Below are 20087 nucleotides of genomic sequence, written 5' to 3'. Positions count from 1 at the left end.
GCTGGATTGTCTGATCAACCCTAAGCCTTTCTCATACTCCCCTTCGTTGACCAGAGCGATAAAGCCTCTGACATCTACTCCTGCCGGACAGCCGTGATTGCAGGGACTGGTTTTATCCCTGAACCCAGGAACGGAATCCCGCCAATCCCCGGTCTGGTTTTTGGTTACCAGACCGGTGGACAGGGGTATTTCAGGAAATCCATCAAAACTGCCGCTAAGGAACCTGCTTTTATCTTTACCCGTCATAGATTCTTGAGCTCCGTATCTGCAAATATTTTTGATTTGGATTTTCCCCTCAAGTTCTCATGCCGACCACCTGGGTATAGGCTTGTTTTGCTGCCTCCATATTCTCTTCCTGTTTCGAAGGGACACTTTCTTTGATGGCTGCCAGCAAAGAATCCAGTTTGACGACTTCCGTTGCCTGGATTACGGCGCCCAGAATAGAGGTATTGACGATAGGAGCCGTTTTAGGTCCCAGCTCATATTTTCTGCTGATGGACGAAGCATCGACAAAAAACCATTTATAGTGTTGATCCTCTACAGACAAAGGATTCGGACTTGAATTAACTACTATAGTCGAACCTTCTTTTAACCCCGCCGTAAGATCGACCATCTTGAATAATTTGGGATCCAATACAACGATACAATCGGGTTTATAAATCTGGTAGCGCATCCGAATCCTCTGGTCATCAATCCTTACATAGGCCACAACCGGCGCCCCTCGTCGTTCTCCTCCGAAGGCCGGAAAAGATTGACTGAATCGCCCATCCAGCATGGCCGCCTGGGCTAATATTTTTGAAGCGATGACCGCCCCCTGGCCGCCTCGTCCATGAATCCGAATCTCAATCATCTTCGATCCTTAAACACTAACCATTATCGAGGCGAAGCCGGTTTATTCACCGGCCATCTCGGGCTTTTACCGCTAAGGATTTCCTCAACACCGCTGGCCGCATCCATAGCCATCCGCATAGCGCACTCCGTGGTCAGTCCGGTGTTGTGGGGTGTAACAATAACATTTTCCATCCCAAACAAGGGATTATCCCGGTCCGGCGGTTCTTTGTCGAAGACGTCGAGGGCCGCCCCGGCAATCGTCTTTTTTTGCAGGGCTTCGATCAGTTCTGCTTCAAAGACAACATCCCCCCGGGCCAGGTTCAGAAAGTAAGCCGAGGGCTTCATAAGAGAAAATTCCTTCAGACCCACCAGCGGCCGGCCGACCGATGGCAAATGCAGGGAGACAAAATCCGGCCGGGAAAAAATCGCCGCCCAGTCGTCCACCATCTCCACCCCTTCAGGAGCCTGGTCCTTAGAGAGATATGGATCGTAGGCCAACACCTTCATTTCCAGGGCCAGACGGGCCATCCTGGCCACCTGCCGGCCGATCCTGCCGCAACCGACGATGCCCAGGACCTTTCCCCCCAGGTCCATGCCCCGGAACTGGTTGCGGATTTCAAAGTTGCCCCGGCGGAATTCCCGCTCGCAGCAGGTCATCTGACGGCCGAGCATGATGATGAACCCCAGGGCCGCTTCGGCCACGGTCCGGGCATTGGACTCCGGGGCATTAGTCACCCAGATGCCGAGACGTTCCGCCGCTTTCAGATCGATGTTATCGACCCCCACACCGCACCGGCTGATGACCTTTAATTTCGGAGCGGCCTCCAGTACCTCGGCCGGATAAGGGGCCGTTCGGGCCACAATGGCCTCACAATCGACGACGTCTTTTTTAATGGCCTGGACTGTGGTTCCTGAGCCCATTTTGATCCGGTAACCCCGCTCCTGCAGGTAGGCTTTGCCTTCCGCTGCGATATCCTGTGGAATGAGTATGGTATAAGCCATAATTGTCCTTTCCGATTTTATTGAAGATTTTGTCCGGCCTTGGCTATTTCCTTGAATTTGGCGGCGATCAGGCCGGAGGACATGGTGGCGATATACCGGGCACCTTGTCCGGCGCATTGGGCGATCTCTTCGGCGCCTCCTGCAAAAAATCCCATGATAACCCCTTTGTCGAGCCCTTTGCGGAACAGCTCCCCGATAACCTTTTTGACTTCCGGATGATTCGGGCCTTCGGCCTTATAGCCCAGGGAAACCGACAGATCCGTAGGGCCGATAAAGGCCACATCCACGCCGGGCACGCTGACTATCTCTTCGAAATGGGCCACCCCTTCCGGTGTTTCAATATGCACGATAATAAGCGTATTATCGTCTGCAGAGTCCAGATAGGCCTTGCCCTTATATTCGCCGAAATGGGCGGCCCGCACGGAATAGGCCGCCCCTCTGGTTCCGAGGGGAGGGAACTTGGCCTTTCGGACCGCGGCTTCGGCATCGGCTTTGGTATTGACCACCGGGACATGGATCCCTCTGGCCCCCCGATCCAGCGCCTTCTGAATAGCCGCCTTGTCGTAGGAAATACGCACCAGGGGCGTCACCCCGGTCAACTCGGCGATGCGGATTAATTCTTCCATCTGGGGGTAACTGAAGGCCCCATGTTCGTCATCGATGACGATAAAATCCAATCCGCAATAGCCGATGATTTCAACCAGCGACGGGGCATAAAAATTCACAATGGTCCCGACGGCCGCGCCCCGGGCCAGTTTTTCTTTTAATGGATTTGTGATCATTCAAACACCTCATTAGAATTCCTGAATGTTTATTCGGAGATTTTCCGTAAATGAAACTGGCATCTTGAAACTTTATTTTGCATTAAATAGCCACCGCATACTTTTCGACTTTATCCCAGTCGACCTCCACTCCCAATCCCGGACCGGTTAAGAGTTCCATGGCGCCGTTGGTTATGACCAGTTCATTTTTAATCAGGCTGTCGCAGACATCCAGATAGGCCGTCATCTCATTGGGCAGATTGATCTGCTTATAAGCGGCCGCCAGGTGCAGGCAGGCGGCGGTGCCCAGGGTGGTCTCGGATTGGGTACAAATCTGCATCTTCATATTGGCCGCTTCGGCCAGGTGGACCATCTTGCCGGCCAGATAAAATCCCGTCCGGGGCACCTTGATGCTGATCCGTTTAAGGGCACCCAATTGAATCTGGCGATAGACGTCGGCAACAGTAAACACGCTGTCATCGCCCATAAGAGGCACACTCACTTTTTACGACAATTCTTTCCGGCCGGCATCATCATAGACCGGCATCGGTTCTTCCACACTGTCCAGGACATTCTCCAGGGCTTTGAGAACCCGATAGGCGGTTTCTTTGTCATAGCATTGGTTCGCATCCACATAAATTTTTACCTCCCGGGGAACTTTTTGATGCATAAGCCTCAGCACTTTGATATCGTTTTCAGGATCTATTCCGCCTTTTACTTTAAAAGCCTTAAAACCCTCTTCGACCTTTCGTATCATTTCATTAATCATTTCTTCGTTGGATTTTAGCCCGATCATCCAACAAAGATCGACTTTATCCCGGTAGGGCCCGCCCAGCATCTTATAGATGGGCACTTGGAGCAATTTACCGTTCAAATCGTGCAGGGCCACATCAATGGCTGATTTGGCCGCCGGATTCCAGGCCAGGGCCCCCATCTTTTCCCAGATCCTCTCCAGGGCGAAGGAATCTTCGCCGATAATCAGCGGGGCGAGATGTTTTTTAAGGGCAAAATATAGGGATTCCTGGGTCTCACCGTAAATCATCGGCCTGGGAATGGCCTCGGCCACGCCATAGGTTCCATCTTCCCCTTCAATCTTCAGCAATAACCAATCCACCTCGGTCATATAGCCCGCCGCCCACTTGAGCGGCTTTTTAAGGGGGATGACAAAAGGGATCACTTCGCAATTTTTAATAATCATGCCCGATTCCTTCCTGATAAATCTGTCCAAGGTACAGGGTCCAGGGATCAGGGGTCGGGGTTAGGACCAAGACGTATCGTAAATAAATCTTTCGCAGGCCCCTGATCCCCGACGCCGGCTTCTGTTTTTCATACTTGCAACTTGAAACTTGTGACTTGCAACTTTATTCTCTAACTGATCCCCGATCCCAGATCCCCGACCCCCGATCCCAGATCCCCGGACTTTATTTCCCCATCAATGCCCCAACAGCACCCTGGGCAGAAAGGTACTCAACCAGGGCCAATAAGTTATGATGCCCAAAACCACCAGAGCCACCAGAAATGGCGGCCAGACCCCTTTGCTCAGGCGCTCCAGGGACATGTTGGCCATGCCGCAAACCGCAAACAGGACCGCTCCGACCGGCGGCGTGATCAGGCCTAAAACGAGGTTCAGGCAGATGACGATGCCCATGTGGACCGGATCAATCCCCACCATGGCGGCAATCGGGGCCAGTACCGGAGTCACAATGACCAGGGCCGGACCGACCTCCAGGGGGATACCCAACAGAATAAGAAAGATATTCGTCATCAGCAGGACCATATAAGGCGAGGTGGTCACCGTCGAAATCCACTGGATCAGCAACTGGGGAATCTGGTCCACTGCCACAAACCAGGCGAAAGGTTCAGAAATGGAGATAAGCAGCATCACCATACCCGATTCCAGGCCGGAGGCCAAAAGCACCTTGGGCAGGCTTTTAAAGGTCAGTTGGCGATAGTAAAAGGCCCCCATGATGACCGCATAGACTACGGAGACACCGGCCGCCTCAGTCGGGGTAAACATGCCGCTCAGGATGCCGCCCATAATCAGCACCGGCATGAACAGGGCCGGCAGGGCCTTGAATCCCCCCACTAAAATTTCCTTCAGCGATTTTTTCGGATCCCGGGGGTAGTTATTCCTTTTAGCAACAAAATAGATATAGACCATCAAGGCGGCGGCCAGCAGGAGGCCGGGGAAAACACCGGCCAGGAAGAGCTCGGCAATGGAAACATTGGCAATGACCCCATAGACGATTAAAACGATGCTGGGCGGGATGATGGGTCCCAGGCAGGCCGCAGTGCAGGTCAGACCGGCCGCTACGCTATCATCATACCCGGCGTTCTTCATGGCCGGGATCATGACCACGCCGATGGCTACGGCCGTGGCCACGGCCGCCCCGGAAATGGCCGCAAAGATGGCACAAGCCAGAACCGTAGCCAGTCCCAGTCCCCCGCGAATATGCCCGAGCAGCAAACGGGCGAAGTTTACCAGGTCCGGGGTCAGCCCTCCCTCCTTCATGAGGTTTCCGGCCAGCATGAACAGCGGGACGGCCAGAAGGGGAAAGGTGGCCAGCCCTCCGAAGATGTTTTGAATAAGCGTGGTGATCGAGACGGTGCCGCCGATCAGGGCATAAACCAGGGCGCAACCGCCCAGAGCCACCGTAATGGGTGCGGAGATACATAACAGAATAACAAATACGGAGACGAATAGGATCATCGGCCTTCTCCTTCCGCACCCAGGCCGAGGAATAACAGAAATTCCTCCAGGGTGAAAAAGAACATAAGCAGGAAGCCGGCCGGGAGCGCCGCATAAGGTATACTCATCACCAGCTCGATGGCCGGAGAAAGCTGCCTGGCATTATAGATGGTCTGGTAGAGCCCGTAATAAAACATGATCCCGAAAAAAAACAGGGTAAAACAATAGGCCACCACCATCAAAACCTTGGCCACAACGGGTGGCAAGGCCTCCACCACAGTGGTCATCTTGACCTGGTAACCCTTCTTCAGACCCACCGCCCCTCCGAGCATGGAGGCCCATACCAGGGAATAGGTAGACACCTCGCCCGACCAGGTGCTCATCTTCTGAAACACATAGCGCCCGATTACCTCATAAGGGATGACGATGGCCAGAAGGGCCATAAAGAGGATCGTCCCCCAGCTTCCGATCCTTAACAGGAAATCGTTGAACCCTTTCAGTGCATGCACCCCGGCACCTCCTTCTTTGCGGACGGATCTCAGCCTTTAGCGGTCAGCCATGGCATTTTTTTCAAGGATTTTCCCGAAAGCTGCCGGCTGATCGCTGACAGCTTTCAGGGAAAAATCATTTCCGGATAAGCCCTATTTAGTGTTTCTGATGGCGTCGATATCGGCCTTGGGAAATTGGCTGCTGAACTTATCATAGACCGGGGCCATGGCCTTCCGGAAGGCCTCCCGGTCCACGTCACGCGTTACGGTGACCCCTTTGGCGGCTATTTCCTTGAGCTTGGCCTCTTCGGTATCGCGTTGATATTTCCGTTGATACTTGGCCGCGTCCAGGGCGGTCTTCAGGAACAGATTCTGGTCCTCCTTGGGCATGGACTCAAAGGTTTTTTTGCACATGATGAGTGGAGCCGGGGAATAGGAGTGGGCGGTGAGGGAAAAATACTTCTGACCGGCGTCCCACAATTTAGTACTGTGAATAACCGCGATGGGGTTTTCCTGGCCGTCGATGACCTTCTGCTGCAGGGCGGTGAAGACTTCGCCCCAAGCCATGGGTGTCGGGTTTACCCCTGCAGCCTTCCAGGCCTCCAGATCGATCTTGTTTTCCATAACCCTTATCTTGAGTCCTTTGGCGTCTTCGATATTTTTAACCGGGTGCTTGGAATTGGTCAGGTTTCGGAATCCGGTTTCACAAAAGGACAGGCCCTTGACATTGGCCTTTTCAAAGTCGTCTAACAGCTTGCGGCCGATAGGGCCGTCCAGGACCACGTCCGCGTGATGGTAATCCCGAAAAAGAAAGGGCAAGGAGGTAATGTTTATGGACGGGACGAATCCACCCATGGGCCCGCTGGCCGTTACCAGTAACTCAATCGATCCCTGCTGGACACCCTCGAATATTTCCCGGGCGCCTTTGCCTAATTGCATGGCCGGATAAACCTTGATGACAATGCGCCCGTTGGTTCTCTCCTTGATCAGGTCGGCGAACTTCTGTCCTCCCACGGTGGTGGGGTGGTCCGAAGGGGTTATGGTGGCGAGTTTCATAGTGGCCTTGTACTGGGCCGAGGCCGGGCCGGCCAGCACGAACAGTGTTAATAGGGCAAGACTGATCACAAAAATTCTTTTCATCTCGATCCTCCTTTAGATTCTTATGTTACCTCTCTTAAAATTCATATCAAATTTTTGTAAACTCGATATCAACCGCCTCTGGCCGGACGATACTGGATTCCGGATAAAACCAAAATATCGTTATCAGTTTAGCTTATTGTAAAAAATACTTTATTAGACAGGATTTACCGGATTATCGTGATTTTTGTGCCTTTCCGGAAGAAAGGCACAAACTAAATCGTCCAGCGGACAGGAATCTTTCTTCCTCCGACGGAGGATGGAAGTTGCTCAGGGTCCTATGGAACCTGAGCAAAACATGTAAATCCCGTTAATCCTGTCTAAAAATTCAAAATCCAGCATCCAGCATTAAGTCCCAAAATCAATTTGGCGGTACACAATCCGCCCACCCAGAACTGTCATCTGGGGAATCAGCAAAACCTCACCGGGGAATCCTTCCCCGCGGTGATCGATGAACTGCGTTTTCCGTTTACTTAATCTGAAAATTGCAATATCCGCTAAGGCCCCCGGGGCCAGGGTCCCTATATTCCCCTCTTTTCCCAAGAAGGCAGCCGGTGTTGCCGTGCAGGCCGCCACCACATCCATAAGATCGAGGCCAAGGCCGAGATACTTGGACATCACATAGGGTAGTCCGAAGGCGTAATCCGAATAAAGGGTCAGGGTCGTCAAATCGGTGCTGATCATATCGGGAAGGAATCCCTCTTCGATGGCCGCCCGGGCCACGGCCAAAGAAAAATTCAGCTTGCCATTGGCTGCGTCAAAGAGGACCCCCCGATTTCTGGCGGCCTTGATTTCAGGCGAAACCCGACCATCCGGATCGATAATAGTCGGCCCCCGTCCGTGGAAGACATGGCAGAAAACATCCCCCCGGCGCAGTAAGGCGGCTATCTCCCCCTGGGGACAAGGAGGGTCGCTCACATGGACCACCACCGGACAACCGATCTCTTCGGCCATCTTCAAGGTGGCCTGTAAGGGTTCCAATCCCAGATCCCTAACAATATCTTTACCCTGGCGGATTTTCAAGCCGATTAATTGGCCGGGATATCCGGCAAACAAGGTTTTCAGGGCTTTAAGGTCAAAATATCGGGGATGGACATTTTCGTCGAAGCGCAGCGTCATTTGGCCGGTCACCGAAACGTTGACCAGGCTGAAGATGCGCATCTGGTTAAAGGCCACAGCGGTTCGGACAAAGCTTTCGTAGTTTCCAAAACCGGCGCTGCCGGCATCGACCACGGTCGTCACCCCCTGGGGTAAGAAGGCGGAATCGGCCCGAAGGCCGAATTCGGTTCCCGGCGAAAAGACATGGGCATGGAAGTCGATTAAACCCGGCAGGACCAGACACCCCTCCGCGTCGATCATATAAGCGGCCTGAAGTTCAGAGGTCCGGCTCTCCACGATTTCTCCGTCCCGTATGCCCACATCCCCTTTCAGCTTAAGTTTGCGGGCCGGGTCGACGAGGGTTCCGTTCTTAATGAGCAGGTCGAGAGGTTTCAATGGCAACTCCTCAAAGGCATTCAGATGAATCTTTGGGGCCACCCTGCCGGAAGGGCAACCGTTTTTGGTATACCATTTGGTTGAACCAAATGGAACACAATTTATGTTCTTTTGTCAAGAAAAATATTCTGGCCTGGCCCGATTTATTCCGCAAACCCCTTCTTTAAAACGCAACCATATAATTTCATTGTTAAAAAATTTGCCAAACCCTTACCCCCCAAACCGTCTTCCGGAGGCAACCCGTGCGGGTTTGGAACTTTTCCCGGCAACCTTTCACTTGACGGAATGAAGATTGTTGGTTAAGGTAAAAACATTTATTGAAATAATCGATTCCATGAATCGGGACGTAACAGATACACAGAGAAGCGTACAGACTCCAAAAGGTCCAAGGTTCAAGGTACAGGGGCCCAGGTTTTCAAGCTGATGCAACCTCCACTTCAACTGACCCCCGATCCCTGGATCTATTTTCGTACTGAAGGAGAAAAGGAAAAACGGCTATGCCCTTAAAGAAAAAAGATATCTTCGAAGAACTGAAACTGGCGATTATGCAGGGGATATTCAAGCCCAGGGAGCGTCTCATGGAGCGTTCCCTGGCGGCCCAGTTTAATACCAGCCGGACCCCGATCCGCGAAGCCTTGCGCAAGCTGGAAAGCCTGGGATTTTTGCGCCTCATCCCCAATCAGGGGGCCACCGTGAACGATTTCTCTCTGGAAGACATCGAAGCCCTCTATCAGGTACGCATCCCGAACGAGAAACTGGCCGCCAAGCTAAGCTGCGCCCGGATCAGCCGGGAGGAAATTAAAAAGTTAAGCGCTATCAATCAGCAGTTTATTCTGGCGGTGCAGGCCAATGATTTTCTTTCCATGATCGCCAAAGACCAGGAATTCCATCTCACCCTCATCGGCCTCTGCGGAAACCCTTTTTTGGTGAAAATAGCCGAAGACCTGCGGCTCCGGTCCTATCAATTCACCTTCTATTTCTGGAAAGAAAAAAAATACTCCCAGAATTCCGCCCTGATGCACAAAAAAATCCTAAAAGCTCTTCGTAACCATGATATGGGGCAAATAGAAAGCCTGATAGAATCCCACTTAACCCGTTCAAAGGACCGCTATCTGAAATACCTCTCACAGATTCAAGGGACTTGAATATTTACTGAAATCTATCCAAAGATATTTGAAATTTTCCTGTTACTCATTACTCGTTTCTGGTTACTCGTTTTAACCAGCAACAAGCAACCAGGAATGAATCACCTTCGATATTAGTTTTCCTTTCATAATTCCCTCATATACTCTTAGCATTTACGCAGCGACTTCGGCGTGTTAAACAAATAATGTCTTAAAGACTATTTCCCGTTTTTCAAGGAGGTTAAGATGGGCAAAGACAAAGTGAATTGGGAATATGTGAACGAGTGGAAAAAAGAGGTGAATCCCTTGGGCCGAAAGGAAGAATTCAAAGCCATTTCCATCCCCTTTGGCCTTCCTGAGGTCGTTGATCCCTATGGTACCCGGTTCGGGATAGACGTCGAAGTTTTGCCGAAGTGGAATATCCCCAGGAAGGTTTTAATATGCCAGACCGTTTGTTATCCTGGATCATCGATTCTATCTGATGATCCAGATGGGTATAGTTTGATCTGTCCCGGGAGCGGCGCCGGGGGGGGTGGGCCGGAGTGTTTTCATCTCACTCGCTCACGCAACCCCCTACTGAGCCGTACAGGCGTTATCGATGGGCACGGCCGCACCGTTTATAAAGGATGATTCATCGCTGGCTAAAAATAGAGCCAGATTAGCAACCTCCCTGGTAGTGCCCAGGCGACCAGACAACTGGACCAGCAGATCATCGATAAGAACTCCCTGGCTTCTAAGCAGGTCAAAGGATCGGCTGACCATTTCAGTATCGATAAAAGAGGGACACATGGCATTGATCCTGATGTTATGGGCCCGAAGCTCCAGGGCCATGGTCTTGGTCAACCCGATAACGCCGTGTTTCGAGGCGCAGTAGACCCCCAACTGGGGAAGACCGACCAGACCTCCGGCCGAAGAAAGATTGACGATTGCCCCTCCCCGGTCCTGGGCGATCATCTGGCGGACGGCATGCTTGGACATGAGGAAGACCCCTCTCATGTTGACACTCATCACCCGTTCCCATTCCTCTACGGTCATTTCATGGACCAGTTTCCAGACCTCTATCCCGGCATTATTGACCAGGATATCCAAGCCCCCGTAAGTATCGACGGCCAGGGCTACCGCCTTTTCCACATCACTCTCCCGGCTGGTGTCTCCCTGAATCGGGATGGCGCTCCCGCCCTTGGCTCTGATGCCTTCAGCGGTTTCTTTAACCGTGCTGCCGCTGATATCATTGACCACCACCTTGGCGCCTTCTTCGGCAAAACGTTCGGCTATGGCCCGGCCTATGCCGCCCCCTGCCCCGGTTATTAAAGCAACTTTGTTTTCCAAACGCATAACTTTTTTCTCCCTCTCCCGCACAAAACGACGATTTGCATCTCTACGGGAGTGGCCAATTATCCAGGATCGGATTGCCGATCAGTGCCCTCCAGGCGGCCATTGGCTCCGGCTGACTTCTGTCCAGACATCTGGTTTCCATCTGCTTAACCATGTATTGCAGTTCTTCGTTTAAAAGTCCACGAGGCATGCAACATCTCCTTTCAACCTGACAAAACCCAACAAAAGCAGCCCTGGCGATTTAACTGCCCAAATAGGCTTTCTGGATGTGTTCACTCCCTTTAAGTACTTCACAATCTCCCTCCAGGACGACTTTGCCGACCTGTAATACATAGCCTCTTCGGGCTAGACGGAGGGCCAGGGGGACATTCTGTTCCACCAGAATAACGCTGATGCCGCTTTGATTAATGCGTTCGATTACCGAACCCAGCTCAGCAACCACCAGAGGGGCTAATCCCAGTGAAGGCTCATCCAATAACAGCAGTTTGGGTTTGGCCATCAATCCCCGCCCGATGGCCAGCATCTGTTGTTCGCCGCCGCTCAAGGTCCCGGCTTTTTGATACAGTCTTTCCTTTAACCGGGGGAAATATCCAAATATTTCTTCCATATCTTTTTTTATGCCGGCCGACTCCCGGCGTAAAACCGCTCCCAGCTTAAGATTGGCCAGGACACTCAGATGGGCAAAAAGTCTCCGGCCTTCGGGAACCTGGACCAGGCCGTGCTTTACGATTTCGTGAATAGCCATCCGGTCGATCCGTTTGTCCCGGAACCAGATTTCACCGGAGGTAAGCGATTTCAACCCGGATAAGGCCCGCAAAATAGTGCTCTTCCCGGCCCCGTTACTGCCGATGATGGAAATTAAATCCCCTTCAGCCATCTCCAGGGAGGCCGCTTCAACGGCCTTGGCTTTGTCATAATGGACGGTAATCCCTTTTACCTTAAGCAGCATATTCACCACCAAAGTAGGCGCGAATGACCTCTTTATTTCTCCTCACCTCTTCCGGTGAGCCTTCGGCAATCTTCTCCCCGTAATTGACCACGATAATCCGGTCGCAGAGACTCATCACAACGGCTACATTATGTTCCACCAGAAGGATCGTCGTCCCCTGGGCGCGGATCTTATTAATCACTTTCAGGGCCAGGCTGATTTCATCCGGGTCCATCCCGCCGATGGGCTCATCCAGCAACAGTAATTTAGGTTTAACCGCCAGGGCGGCGGCCAGATCGAGTACTTTTTGGTATCCATGGGAAAGGTTCTTGGCGAGCTCATCCCGGACTCCGCTTAACCCGACAAGCTGCAAATTTTCTTCGGCCTGGTTTAAAATGTTTTCTTCTTTCCGGCGATAGGCTCGCGTGTTCAATATGGACCCCCATAAACTGGTGTCGGCCGACAGATAAAAGGAAGCCACGATGTTTTTAAGGGTGGTAAATTCGCCGAAGAAAGGGGTGATCTGAAAGGTGCGCCCTATTCCCATTCTGGCCACCAGATGGGGTTTCTTCCCGGTTATATCCTTTCCGTCAAAAAGAATACTTCCACCGCTGGGCCTGAGAAAACCGCTGATCAAATTGATCATGGTCGATTTTCCGGCCCCATTGGGACCGATCAAGCCAACGATCTGCCCCTCTTCGATCGCCATATCAACCTGGTGAACAGCTACCAGTCCGCCAAATATCTTGGTCAATCCCTGGATTTTAAGAAGCATGGTCGGGCACCTTCTGCTGGCGTTTGTTTTTAATCCAAGAAGAAATCTGTTCCGGCAAACTGACGATGCCCTTCGGTATTAAAAAGATAACCACAGCGAGCAGACCGGCCAAAAAAAAGGGGGTGTATCCTTTGAGCCCCCCCATAACGTAGGGGACAAGATAGAGAATGAAAGCCCCGACAATAGGTCCGGCGAAGCTGCCTGTCCCGCCGGCCAAGAGATAAACGACTAAAAAGATACTCGGCAGCATGGAAAAGTTGGACGGGGCGATAAAGGTGTTGTAATGGGCATAGACGGCACCGGCCAGACCGGCGAAAAAACAGCCTATACCCAGGGCTTGTATCCTGGCTCCGGCCTCGTTTATGCCCCGGCTCGAGGCTGCCAGGTAAGATTGGGCGACGCCCATAAGGGTCATACCGATTCGGGAGTGTTCAATCCGGTAAATCACAAGAAGGCAAAGCAGGGTCAGAACCAGAAAGAAATAGTAATAAGGGATTTTGGAGAATCCAAAGAGGCGGGGAATCCCCGGCATTCCGCCAAGATAGCCGGTGAGATCGGGGATAACCCCGGTAAGGGCGGTTATCATAATCCCAAAAAAAAGACTGGCCATGGAAAAATAGATGGCCCTTAACCTTGAGAAAGGAAAACCGATCAGAATGCCGGCTACCATGGCCGACAGACCACCGATCGGTATGGTTGCCCAGGGGGTCCAGCCGGCGTGTTTGGCCAATATAGCCGAGGTATAAGCCCCAATACCCATGAACGCGGCATGGCCGAGGGATAATTGTCCCGAGATATAGATGGTCCGCAGACTGCTGGTGAGCAGGACATAGATCAACACGAGATTGGCCAGATGCAGCCGATAGTTGTTCAGAAACAGGGGGGCCAGTAAAAGGACTATTAATGTCCCCAGGCCGAAGAAAGTCTTGACGGGATTTTTCCCTGAGCGGATTTTACTCTTAGACAAGATCACACCTCATGTCCGAAAAAACCTTGGGGCCTGATGACCAGTATCAGGATGATTAAACCAAAACCGGTTAAGTCGGAATAGACCGCCGGCAAGAAATAGGGGCAAAGGGCGTCCAAGGCCCCCATAACCAGTCCTCCGGCCCAGATACCGCCGATCGTTCCAATCCCGGACAGAATAACCACAGCAATGATTCGGATCAGTATGATGTCGGCCACCCCGACATGCAGGACGGATACAGAGCCCATGACGCCCCCGGCCAACCCGACCAGGCTGCAACCCATGACAAAGGCCAGGGCGGAAATGCGGTTAATATTGATCCCCTGTAAGGCTGCCGCTTCCCGATCCTCAGCGATGGCCAGCATGGACAGACCGGTCCTGCTCTTTTGAATAAAGAGAGAGAGTGCCGTCAACAGGATGGCGCAGATAATCAGGATTACCAGTCTATCGGTATTAACGTTGATATCCCCAATGGTTATAACGCCTTCGACTATGGATGGCAACCTCTTGGTAAAAGGACCGACCGTCAGATCGGCCCCGGTCTTCAGAACGATAACCAGAATGATGGCCATGACGGTCGCTTTTTCAAAGTCGCCTCGAAAAGGGCGGAAACAAAACTTCTCAAGGAAAAGACCGATGATGGCCATGGCCACCATGGTCAGCGGCAGGGCCACCCATGGATTCAAACCCAGGATCACCCAGAAATAGTAGCAGACATAACCGCTGACCATATAGATGGCGCCGTGGGCGAAATTCATGATGCGCATGACGCCGAAAACAAGGGCAAAACCCAAGGCCGCCAATAGATAGATGGACGATATCATCATCACATTGATCAGATGCCCTGCTATTTGTGAAACCACGCCTCTTACCCCGCAAGAATTAAATTTGGACGCAGATTTTCGCCGATACCCGCAGGTTCAAACAATAAGCTCAAAGCGAAAACCCTCAACCTGCAACTTGAAACTTGAAACTTTTTTTCAAATTAAATCCTGGCAATCTGCGTCATCTGCGTTCATCTGCGTCCAAAATGTAAATGCCTCTACTACGGTGTGTGCTTGTTACCGGCCCACTTGACGTTTACCGGTTTACCTTTAACAACCTGAACAATGGCTAAAGGTTGACAGACCACGTTGTTGATCCCGTAGGTCTTCTGCCCGCCCATGATCCCGGGGCCGGTCACGGTTTGAATGGTTTTCATGGTACGCCAGTGATTGGCTACCACGGTCGGATCCAGGCTTTGAGCGGACTCAATGGCCTGAACCAGACTCCAGAGCGTATTGAACCCGAAGGAATGCCAGTGGAAGTTCTTTCCAAACTTGGCGACGCCTCTTTTTGTAATTTCTTTCATGATGGGCGGCACCCCCTCACCATGCATATACCAACTGACGATAAAGAAACCTTCCACTTCCGGCCCGGCGCCGGCGGCTTCGATGATGTCGGGCAAGGCGCTGGGGGTAACGTTGAAGAGAGGTCCCTTGTAGCCCTTGGACCGGGCGGCTTTAATGATGGAGCCGATATGATAGGGCCAGCCATCCATCGGAGAAAAGATGTCCGCCTTGGCCTCCAGGGCCTTGGTCACGATAGGATTAAAGTCCGTGGTGTCGTTCGGGAAGGCCCCGGTAAAGACCACCTTGAAACCGAATTCATCGGCCAGCAGCTTCAGATATTTCTGCCGGTAAGGCTCGCCGCCGTCGGCCGGCCAGATAAAAGACATGGTTTTAGCCTTGGGGTACTTCGCCTTCAGATGGGCGAAGGCGATCCGCATGCCGGCCACGATGCCCGGGTTCTGGCTGAATACCTGGGGGGCATTAGGCCCTAATTCATCCGGAGCCAGGCAGATGTATTGCCGGATATGGGTTACCTTGGCTGGAACCGTGACTGAATTGGCGGCTAAATTCATTTCGGTCATCACCCCGCCGACCAGGAATTTAACGTCCTGCTCCATGATCACCTTATTGGCAGCGGCGATCATACCCTCGCCGGAGCTCTTGGTGTCTTCGGAGACTAATTCGATTTTATAGTTCTCCCCCTTAATAGTTATACCCCCCTTGTCATTAATCCAGTCGGCGGCTATCAACACCCCCTGGTGCATAAGCCCTTCGCCAGGAGCCATGACGCCTGTCAGGGAATCCAGGACCCCGATCTTAAGTGTTTTGGCCGCAAAACAGGGTTGGCCTGAGACCACAAAAACCGCAAAAATAAAAACCAAAGTTAAAAACAATCCGGTGCGCTTCATTGCATAATCCTCCTTGGTAATTTGGTTTTTTAACTATATTAATTTTGAACCCGTAACCCGCAACGCTTTTTAACCTAATTCACATGCCACGCCAGGGCGTGGCACAACGAAGCATGAAAAAGTCTTTCGCTGATCCCCGACACCTGGCCCCTGGTCCCTGAGTCGTTTGTCTCACTTGAATCTTGCGTCCTGCAACTTGAAACTTTATTTTCGAACTAAACCCCCATCCCCCCATTGACCCCGATAACCTGCCCCACAATATAATCGGCTTCATCCGTGGCTAAATAAACAACCAGGCTGGCTACTTCATTGGCTGTTCCCAGACGTCCTATGGGTATTTGACTTTTCAGGATCGGCAGAAGCTGTGGATCAATGGTGCTTATCAGTGGGGTATCACAATATCCGGGAGCCACGGCATTGACCATAATTCCGGAACCGATCACCTCCCTGGCCACGGCTTTGGTAAAGGCGACAATCCCGCCCTTAGAGGCAGAATAGGCAGGGATATTGGGTTCACCTTGGACCCCGGCAATCGAGGCTATATTGACAATTTTCCCCTTTCCTTTCTTTTCCATCACCCTGAGGGCCTCGCGGGTGCAATAGAAAGTCCCATTGAGATTGATATTGATGGTGGTGTGCCACCATTCGTCCTTAAAGGCGGAGGTGATTTTCATGGACTCCTGCACCTTACCGGTCTTCATCACCTCATCCACGGCCTTAAGAATGGAACTGTTATGAAGGTCTTCATAGTCTTTCCAGTCCGGTTTCATGACGATGCCGGCATTATTGACCAGTATGTCGATCGTTCCCCACCTTGAAACCACTTTTTCAAACATGGCTTTGACCTGATCAACATTACTGACATCGGCCTCCAGGGACAATCCCTCCGATCCTGTCTTCTGGATAATCTCCAGAGTTTCTTCAATGGCCCGGACATTGACATCGTTCACTGCGATTTTTGCCCCTTCCTGCGCCATCAGTCTGGCAATTTCCCTGCCAAACCCGCTGCCGGCGCCAGTAATCAGGGCGACTCTGCCCTTCAGTTTCATGTAACACCTCCTTTCCCACGAAGCATAAAAATAGGTTTCTCCGAACTCCGAACTCTTAACTCTATTCTTTTATCATCCCCTCCGGGGATAAACCTTAGCGATCTTGTACCCGCCGGCCACTGAAAGCGTATCATTGGCGCCATCACAGATAAGGGTCGTCCGGGCGTCCCGGAAAAGCTTTTCCACGACATATTCTTTGGAAATCCCGTTTCCTCCCAGAATCTGAATGGCGTCGCTGGTCACATCCAGGGAGGCCTGGGTGGCGAAGGTCTTGGCCGCCATGGAATATTCGATGGCCCTTTTTTCTGGTGTGATCGGCTGTGACCAATTATACACAAAGGCCGCCCGTCAGATCTGCCGGCTGGCCTCTACCTTGCGAAACATGTCAAAGATCTTCAGTTGAATGATGGAGTGCTCAATGAGACGTTTACCTCCCTGGACCCGTTCCCGGGCATAGGCCAGGGCTTCATCAAAGGCCGCCCGGGCCAAGCCGGTAGCCCAGGTACCGACCATGGGCAGGGTCAGGCACAAATGGGCCTCCAGGGCGGCCTCATAATTTTCCGGTCCAACGATTAAATATTTTCGAGGAACCCGCACATTATCGAAATAGACCTCGCCCTGGCATAAATCCCGGGCACCCAACTTATTGAGGGGTTTCCCCAGGGAGACCCCGGGACGATCCAGAGAAAAGATAAAAATGCCGCTGCCGGCATGCCCCTTCGAGGGGTCGATCTGACACATCAAAAGGATATGGTTGGCCAAGGGTCCGGCCGAAACCCAAGCCGCCTTCTGGCCGTTGATCACATAGTCGTCCCCGTCTAAGCGGGCCCGGCACTGGGCGGGAATGTTCGGATCCCGGAAGCTGGGATACCCGGCCATGACCGTGTCCGACCCATGGTCCGGCTCAGTGATGGCCCAGCAGCCCACATAACTTCCATCCGTGCACTGGCAATAGGGAATGGTGAATTCTTTGATGTGTTCTTCAGTTCCGGCCATGGCCACGGCCGCATCCAGGCTGGTATTCAAGGCCAGAGTCAAGCCGAAACTTCCCCAGGCCAGCTCTTCCATGACGATCTGGATCTGCAGAGGGCTCAGACCGGGACCGCCGAAATCCTCCGGGAAGGGGAGCTTATGATAGCCGAGCTGGTAGGCCTGACGCATGAAATCCCAATACGGGGATCCTTTGGCAAAGGCTTCCTCGGGGGTCATGGTATCGAGCTTAATGGAAATAGGCCGCATCACTTCCCGGGCAAACTTGCTGGCCGCTTCCCTCAGGGCGATATCCTCCGAGGATAGGTTCATGTTAAGATCGAAATAATCCATTGTCCTGCTCCTTTCAAAAAATAGAGTTTCGCGTTACGAGTTTCGGGTTTCGAGTTCCGTAGAAAAAACATTTTCATGTTTCGTGGCGCTCTTCTCCACCCAGCCTTGCACCTTGTACCCTGCACCTTGCGCCTTCAATCTTGCATCCTGAAACTTGCATCTTGCATCTTAATGGCCCTATCCCTCCACCTGCGGATCATTGGACCCTGGACGAAACCAGGTGACGGGCCGGTAGTGACGCGCCACCATACCGGATTGTTTGAATTTCGGATAGCCCAGAACCATGGCCGTGTGAACGACCCAGGGATCATCAAACCCGAGTTTGGACTTCAGCTCGGGAATGGCATTGACCGCCACCCCTCCGAAATTGGTCCAGCAGGCCCCCAGACCGAGGGAATTGGCCACGATATTCATATTCTGGCCGCAGATACCGATGGCCACGGCCGGATTGTTCAATTTAGGATGGGCGCCCAAAAAGATGACCGCCGGGGCCCCCAGGAAAACGGGTAACTCTTTCACGGCCACGCATCGGATGCCGTATTGGGTCCTGGGATCGAAAACCCCTGTTTCCACAACCCCTACCATGTTCATAATAGCCTCATCATTTCCGAACACAGGATACACACCGGCCCAGAAGGCCTGGCAGGCAGTTTCCAACTCGGCGATCATCTCCGTATTGGTCACCACGGTAAATTTCCAGGGCTGATGATTGCCGCCGCTGGGAGCAAAACGTCCCGCCTCCAGCACCCGGAGTATCAGAGGATCGGGAACCGGATCTTTTTTATAATGCCTGACACTCCTTCTTTCTAATACTAATCGTTCCACCGGGTTCCATTCGACCGGTTTTCCCTCTCCATCCTTGGGCGGAAGGGGCATCTTGACCGGGGGCGTTTGGGTATCAAAGAATCCCCCCTTGACGTTGTAGATGCGCTCCACCGACAGGGCATCCACCGGACAGGCGACCATGCAGTTGGTGCAGGAAATGCATACATAGTGGCTCTTCATCTTCGGGTGTTCATCTTCGTCCATTTCCATGCACTTAAAGGGGCAGTTTTCAATACACAGCCCGCAACTGGTGCACTTCTCTGGATCGACCTTCATCACCCCCGGTTCGACACCGGTGGGCCGAAGCATCGGCTTCAGTTCCTCAAAGGTTTGTTTCTGTTCTTCCATAGTCTTTATCCTCCTGTTGATGTTCGTATGCCGGTGGGGGCCTTCGTGTCCTCCCGTTTAGGCTCTATGATTTCAGTAAGGATCCCAAGGTTCCCCTGAGGATGGATGAAGCAAGCCTTAAAATCAGCGTTGTCCGCTTCACCCAGCACCTTCAGCCCTTTGGCCTTCAAATCCTTAATGACCTCTTCAAACTGCTCAACCTCCAGGGACATATGGTGAATCCCTTCTCCCCGGTCTTTGATGAAACGGGCGATAAAACTTTCCGGAGAAAGACCGGCGATCAATTCCAGACGCATGGCATTGATCTCCACCAGGGCCGTTTCAAACTGCTGATCTTCATACCGGTCCCGCTTGATGAGTTTGGCGCCATAAGTTTTTTCGAAGAAGTCAATGGCCTTCTCCAGTTCCTTAACGGCGATCCCGACATGATTAAATTTTTTAATCATCCCACACCCCTCAGATAATTCAAAAATAACGTTCGTCGTTCAGTGTTCGGTGTTCGGCGAAAACCATTTTCATGATTTGTGGCGCCCCATGGGACATGATAGTTTACTAATGCCGATTTCTAATCCTATCGAGCCAATATATGAATACCGGCTACGGCCCCGTGTTCGAGATTAGTCACCAGGCCGCCTAACATCTGGGCCAGACCGACCTTGGCCTTCGGTGTCTGACGCTCCCCGGCCTGCCCTCTGAGGTGGAGGACCACCTCGCAGACCGTGCGGACACCGGAGGCGCTCAAAGGATGCCCGAGGGCCAGAAGACCGCCGCT

Annotated in this window: 23 protein-coding genes and 1 pseudogene; 2 read left to right on the top strand and 22 right to left on the bottom strand. The window is 52.3% G+C overall.

Translation table 11 applies throughout. From position 1 onward, the window contains the following. The 10 genes from HY879_00365 to HY879_00320 form a co-directional block, all read right to left on the bottom strand. The coding region (locus HY879_00365; protein ID MBI5601786.1) for a hypothetical protein at positions 1–246 on the bottom strand (246 nt) is incomplete at its 3' end. Between the two features lie 49 nt (positions 247–295). Beyond that, positions 296–850 (bottom strand): 2-oxoacid:acceptor oxidoreductase family protein, encoded by a 555-nt coding sequence (locus tag HY879_00360; protein MBI5601785.1) that lies wholly within the window; start codon positions 848–850, stop codon positions 296–298. A gap of 23 nt (positions 851–873) precedes the next feature. Next, positions 874–1833, bottom strand: a complete 960-nt coding sequence (locus tag HY879_00355) for a hydroxyacid dehydrogenase (protein ID MBI5601784.1) — start codon at positions 1831–1833, stop codon at positions 874–876. A gap of 17 nt (positions 1834–1850) precedes the next feature. Continuing rightward, positions 1851–2615, bottom strand: coding sequence for a hypothetical protein (locus tag HY879_00350; GenBank protein ID MBI5601783.1), 765 nt, complete (start codon positions 2613–2615; stop codon positions 1851–1853). 82 nt (positions 2616–2697) lie between these two features. Further along, entirely contained in the window at positions 2698–3081 is a 384-nt protein-coding gene (locus HY879_00345; GenBank protein ID MBI5601782.1) for a hypothetical protein, read from the bottom strand. A gap of 18 nt (positions 3082–3099) precedes the next feature. Continuing rightward, positions 3100–3792, bottom strand: coding sequence for a hypothetical protein (locus HY879_00340; GenBank protein MBI5601781.1), 693 nt, complete (start codon positions 3790–3792; stop codon positions 3100–3102). A gap of 234 nt (positions 3793–4026) precedes the next feature. Next, on the bottom strand, positions 4027–5304 hold the full coding sequence (locus HY879_00335; GenBank protein ID MBI5601780.1) for a TRAP transporter large permease: 1278 nt from the start codon (positions 5302–5304) through the stop codon (positions 4027–4029). Next, on the bottom strand, positions 5301–5792 hold the full coding sequence (locus HY879_00330) for a TRAP transporter small permease (protein ID MBI5601779.1): 492 nt from the start codon (positions 5790–5792) through the stop codon (positions 5301–5303). The genes HY879_00335 and HY879_00330 overlap by 4 nt, the downstream gene beginning before the upstream one ends. 132 nt (positions 5793–5924) lie before the next feature. Further along, on the bottom strand, positions 5925–6911 hold the full coding sequence (locus HY879_00325; protein MBI5601778.1) for a DctP family TRAP transporter solute-binding subunit: 987 nt from the start codon (positions 6909–6911) through the stop codon (positions 5925–5927). Positions 6912–7256: 345 nt separating this feature from the next. Further along, positions 7257–8402 (bottom strand): metallo-dependent hydrolase, encoded by a 1146-nt coding sequence (locus tag HY879_00320; protein MBI5601777.1) that lies wholly within the window; start codon positions 8400–8402, stop codon positions 7257–7259. Positions 8403–8899: 497 nt separating this feature from the next. Between HY879_00320 and HY879_00315 the strand changes: the two genes are divergently transcribed. Together HY879_00315 and HY879_00310 are read left to right on the top strand one after the other, a co-directional pair. After that, positions 8900–9547, top strand: coding sequence for a GntR family transcriptional regulator (locus HY879_00315; GenBank protein ID MBI5601776.1), 648 nt, complete (start codon positions 8900–8902; stop codon positions 9545–9547). Between the two features lie 225 nt (positions 9548–9772). Continuing rightward, positions 9773–10156, top strand: a complete 384-nt coding sequence (locus HY879_00310; protein ID MBI5601775.1) for a hypothetical protein — start codon at positions 9773–9775, stop codon at positions 10154–10156. On the opposite strand, the gene HY879_00305 is transcribed toward HY879_00310, so the two are convergent. The 12 genes and pseudogenes from HY879_00305 to HY879_00250 all read right to left on the bottom strand — a co-directional run. Further along, positions 10100–10861, bottom strand: coding sequence for an SDR family oxidoreductase (locus tag HY879_00305; protein ID MBI5601774.1), 762 nt, complete (start codon positions 10859–10861; stop codon positions 10100–10102). The genes HY879_00310 and HY879_00305 overlap by 57 nt on opposite strands. Positions 10862–10904: 43 nt before the next feature. Then, positions 10905–11051: a hypothetical protein gene (locus tag HY879_00300; GenBank protein ID MBI5601773.1), complete on the bottom strand. Its 147-nt coding sequence runs from the start codon at positions 11049–11051 to the stop codon at positions 10905–10907. A gap of 51 nt (positions 11052–11102) precedes the next feature. After that, on the bottom strand, positions 11103–11807 hold the full coding sequence (locus HY879_00295) for an ABC transporter ATP-binding protein (protein MBI5601772.1): 705 nt from the start codon (positions 11805–11807) through the stop codon (positions 11103–11105). Next, the gene (locus HY879_00290) at positions 11800–12564 is read right to left on the bottom strand and encodes an ABC transporter ATP-binding protein (protein ID MBI5601771.1); all 765 of its coding nucleotides are present in this window, start codon (positions 12562–12564) and stop codon (positions 11800–11802) included. The genes HY879_00295 and HY879_00290 overlap by 8 nt, the downstream gene beginning before the upstream one ends. After that, a complete protein-coding gene (locus HY879_00285) occupies positions 12554–13531 on the bottom strand; it encodes a branched-chain amino acid ABC transporter permease (GenBank protein MBI5601770.1) in 978 nt (325 codons plus the stop codon). The genes HY879_00290 and HY879_00285 overlap by 11 nt, the downstream gene beginning before the upstream one ends. A 2-nt stretch (positions 13532–13533) precedes the next feature. Beyond that, the gene (locus HY879_00280; GenBank protein MBI5601769.1) at positions 13534–14394 is read right to left on the bottom strand and encodes a branched-chain amino acid ABC transporter permease; all 861 of its coding nucleotides are present in this window, start codon (positions 14392–14394) and stop codon (positions 13534–13536) included. A 182-nt stretch (positions 14395–14576) separates the two neighbouring features. Then, positions 14577–15770, bottom strand: coding sequence for an ABC transporter substrate-binding protein (locus HY879_00275; protein ID MBI5601768.1), 1194 nt, complete (start codon positions 15768–15770; stop codon positions 14577–14579). 215 nt (positions 15771–15985) lie between these two features. After that, the gene (locus HY879_00270) at positions 15986–16819 is read right to left on the bottom strand and encodes a 3-oxoacyl-ACP reductase FabG (protein ID MBI5601767.1); all 834 of its coding nucleotides are present in this window, start codon (positions 16817–16819) and stop codon (positions 15986–15988) included. 72 nt (positions 16820–16891) lie between these two features. Further along, positions 16892–18142 (bottom strand): annotated as a pseudogene (locus HY879_00265) (acyl-CoA dehydrogenase family protein). A 177-nt stretch (positions 18143–18319) separates the two neighbouring features. Then, positions 18320–19315, bottom strand: coding sequence for a nitroreductase family protein (locus HY879_00260; protein MBI5601766.1), 996 nt, complete (start codon positions 19313–19315; stop codon positions 18320–18322). 5 nt (positions 19316–19320) lie between these two features. Next, positions 19321–19761 carry a VOC family protein gene (locus HY879_00255; GenBank protein ID MBI5601765.1) on the bottom strand — a complete coding sequence of 147 codons (441 nt, stop codon included), beginning with the start codon at positions 19759–19761 and terminating at the stop codon, positions 19321–19323. 125 nt (positions 19762–19886) lie between these two features. Further along, positions 19887–20087 (bottom strand): hypothetical protein (locus HY879_00250; protein MBI5601764.1); only part of this gene is annotated, 201 nt, incomplete at its 5' end.

The organism is Deltaproteobacteria bacterium (genome assembly GCA_016219225.1).
GTDB lineage: Bacteria > Desulfobacterota > RBG-13-43-22 > RBG-13-43-22 > RBG-13-43-22 > RBG-13-43-22.
Note: the sequence above shows the minus strand (reverse complement) of the source record. Positions and strands in the feature narration are given on the sequence as shown.